At 76.2% G+C, this 2,921-nt stretch carries 3 protein-coding genes; all 3 read right to left on the bottom strand.

Annotated features, from left to right (window positions below; all coding sequences use genetic code 11):
* Nucleotides 1-106: 106 nt before the first annotated feature.
* The 3 genes from ACWF9Z_RS04555 to ACWF9Z_RS04545 all read right to left on the bottom strand — a co-directional run bounded on the left by ACWF9Z_RS04555 (nucleotide 107) and on the right by ACWF9Z_RS04545 (nucleotide 2,736).
* Nucleotides 107-1,126, bottom strand: coding sequence for an AfsR/SARP family transcriptional regulator (locus tag ACWF9Z_RS04555; RefSeq protein ID WP_453597387.1), 1,020 nt, complete (start codon nucleotides 1,124-1,126; stop codon nucleotides 107-109).
* A 169-nt stretch (nucleotides 1,127-1,295) separates the two neighbouring features.
* The gene (locus tag ACWF9Z_RS04550; protein WP_453597385.1) at nucleotides 1,296-2,066 is read right to left on the bottom strand and encodes a glycerophosphodiester phosphodiesterase; all 771 of its coding nucleotides are present in this window, start codon (nucleotides 2,064-2,066) and stop codon (nucleotides 1,296-1,298) included.
* A gap of 70 nt (nucleotides 2,067-2,136) precedes the next feature.
* A complete protein-coding gene (locus ACWF9Z_RS04545) occupies nucleotides 2,137-2,736 on the bottom strand; it encodes a hypothetical protein (RefSeq protein WP_453597383.1) in 600 nt (199 codons plus the stop codon).
* Nucleotides 2,737-2,921 lie beyond the last annotated feature (185 nt).

Below are 2,921 nucleotides of genomic sequence, written 5' to 3'. Positions count from 1 at the left end.
GGGGGCTTCTCTGCTTCTGTGGGGGGCGCGGCGGCGGCGCGGCGCGCCGCGGGGGGGGGGGGCGGCGCGCCGCCGGGGGGCGGGGGGGGGGCGCGCCCCCCGCCGGTCAGAGCCCGGCGGGCTGGAGCAGCAGGGAGCCCCGACATCGGCCGTGGACGGTGGCGGCGGGGCGCAGGCCGCCGAGCAGGGCCCGCTGGACGGCCTGCAGATCGGGGCCCGGCTCCACTCCGGTGCCCTCGACGACCACCCGCCGGGCGCGGGCGTACGCGTCCAGCGCCTCGGCCCGCCGCCCGGTGCCGGCCAGCGCCAGCATCAGCTGTTCGTGGAACGCCTCGCGCAGCGGGTGGCGGGAGCACAGTTCGGCCAGTTCGGCGATGACCCCCTGGGAGCGGCCCGCGCAGATGTCGGCGCCGATCCGGTCGTGGAGCAGGGCGAGGCGCTCCTCCTCCAGCGGGGCCGTGTAGTACTCGGGCAGGCGCGCGGGGCCGAGATCGGCCAGCGGCCGGCCGCGCCACATCGCGAGCGCCGCGGAGAAGGCCTCGCTGGCGGCGGCGCAGTCGCCGTCGGCGAGCTGCCGGCGGCCGAGCGCGGCGAGGGCGCGGGAGAGGTCCAGGTCCAGTTCGCCGGGGCCGACCTCGAGCACGTAGCCGGAGCCGGCCGTGCGGAGCACCGGGTGGCGGCGCGGGTCCCCGCCGCCGCGTCCGTGGCCCGGGTCGAGCGTCCGGCGCAGCCCGGACACGTACATCTGCAGGGTCGCCTGGGCGGATCGGGGCGGGTGTCCGTCCCACAACTCGTCGATCAGCATGTCCGCCGAGGCCAGTCTGTTCGCGTGCAGCAGCAGGATCGCGAGCAGGGCGCGGCGCTTGAGCGGAGTCGGCGTGCAGCTCACCCCGCCGCGACGCACCTCCAGCGGGCCGAGGACGAGATAGCACGGCGGGAGGTCCGGGCCGACGGCGGCGGCTTCCGGCCCTTCGCCGCCGCCCGCGTCCGCGGTGGCGAAGGTTCTGCCGCCCGCCGGGGAGCCGGTGGAGCCGGTCGAGCCGGTGGAGGCGCCGGAGCCGGTGGGAACGCCGGAACCGCCGGAGCCGCTGTCGGCCGTACGTCTCGCCTGTCGCTGTAAGCCCATATCAGTCACCCTCGCCCGCGCCACGGCGCTGGTGAGCGCCTGTCCAGTCGTCGGCCAGGCGCACCCGCGGGCTGATCTTCCCGTCGTGCACGCCACGGCATACGTTCGGGGTTCACCGAGCGGCTGTCAGGAGTGCGAATCAGCCAATGCGGCGCGAGGGCACGGGGCGCTAGCGGGCCTCCACCTGCTCTCGGACCGCGCGGGGCCGGTTGGTGATGAGCGTGTCCACTCCGAGGTCCAGGCACAGCTCCACGTCCTCGGGCTCGTCCACGGTCCACACCCGCACCGACAGCCCCTTGGCCCTCAGCCGTCCCACCAGTCCCGGGTCCCGGCGGACGAGCTCGATCCCGGGGCCCGCGTGCGTGGCGTAGGGCGGGCGGGCCGGTCGCAGGCGCCGCTCCATCAGGTACACGGCCGGGAGTCCGGGGGCGAGCCGGTGCATCCGGGTCAGCGCCCCGCGCGAGAAGCTCATCACCTCGACGAGGCCGCCGCGGCCGTCCGCGAGCCCGTACCGGCGCAGCACGCGGACGAGTTCCTCCTCCAGCCGGCCGCCCGCGCGCGTCGGGTGCTTCGTCTCCACGGCCAGCCCGACCGGCCGGCCCGCGGCCAGCGCCTCCTGGAGCAGGTCCTCGAAGAGCAGGACCCGGGCCCCCGTGTGCGCGGCCCCCTTCCAGGCGCCGAAGTCGAGGGCGCGCAGCTCCTCGTACGTCATCTCGGAGACGATCCCGCGCCCGTCGGAGGTCCGCTCGACGCGCCGGTCGTGCACGCAGACGAGCCTGCGGTCGGCGGTGAGCCGGACATCGCACTCCAGGGCGTCCGCCCCGTCGTCGATGGCCTGCCGGTAGGCGGCGAGCGTGTGCTCGGGGTGCTCGTGGGAGGCCCCGCGGTGCGCGACCACCCGGGTGGCGCGGGCGGTGGGGAGGGAGGACGTCACTGTCATGCGGAAATCATCTCAAATAGGTGTGAACAGTGGGATACAGGTCTGCGTCTCCCGCGTGAAGCGGAGCCGCTCAGCGGGGGAGCGGCGGCAGCGGTGCCGGGGTGACCTTGAAGCCGCCCCTGACGACCGTGGTGAAGGGGGCCGGGGCCATGCAGGTGCCGACCCTCGCCTCGACGGCCGTGCCGTCCTCCTTCACGTCCACGTTGGCCACGCCCCAGGAGAAGCCCACGCGGTCCGGCTCGCCGTGCTCCCCGTCCTGGACGCTGATCCCGATCCGCCGGCCCGTCTCGCCCGTGTTCGACGCGGTGACCACGGCGGTGACCGTCGCCGTGCGGCCGCCCGTGACCAGGCAGTCCACCTCGGCCTCGGAGGTCCCGGTGACCTGGTGCGCGGGCGAGTAGTGGTACACGGTCACCTTGCCGCGGGCGTCCGTCGGCAGGCCGCGCTCGCCGTTCGGGGCGTCGAGCGGCCGGGTGAACGGGGCCGCGTCGGCGTCGACCGTGAAACGGATGTCGTCGCCGGGCGCGTACGCGTACAGGACGGAGGCCGCTCCGTGGACGGCGGCCGCCCTGGGCGCCGAGGCGACGGCGGAGCCGGGGGCCGCCGCGATCACCGCCGCCACCAGGGCGGCGGCGCCGGTCAGGGCGAGGGTGCGGCTGCGGTTCTTCATGGCGAACTCCCGTGTTCCAAGGGCTGTTTGGGTACGGGTCAAGCCTCGCCTTCCCGGGGCAGCGGCTCCATCCGCCGACCGGCGGAAACGGGCCTTCGGGGGGCGCGGCGCCGAGGCGGGTGCCGCCCGCGGCGGGGGCCGGGAGACCCCCCCCGCGCGCCCGGGCGATGGGGTTATCGGGTCGC

This window comes from Streptomyces sp. NPDC054961, assembly GCF_053609145.1.
Note: the sequence above shows the minus strand (reverse complement) of the source record. Positions and strands in the feature narration are given on the sequence as shown.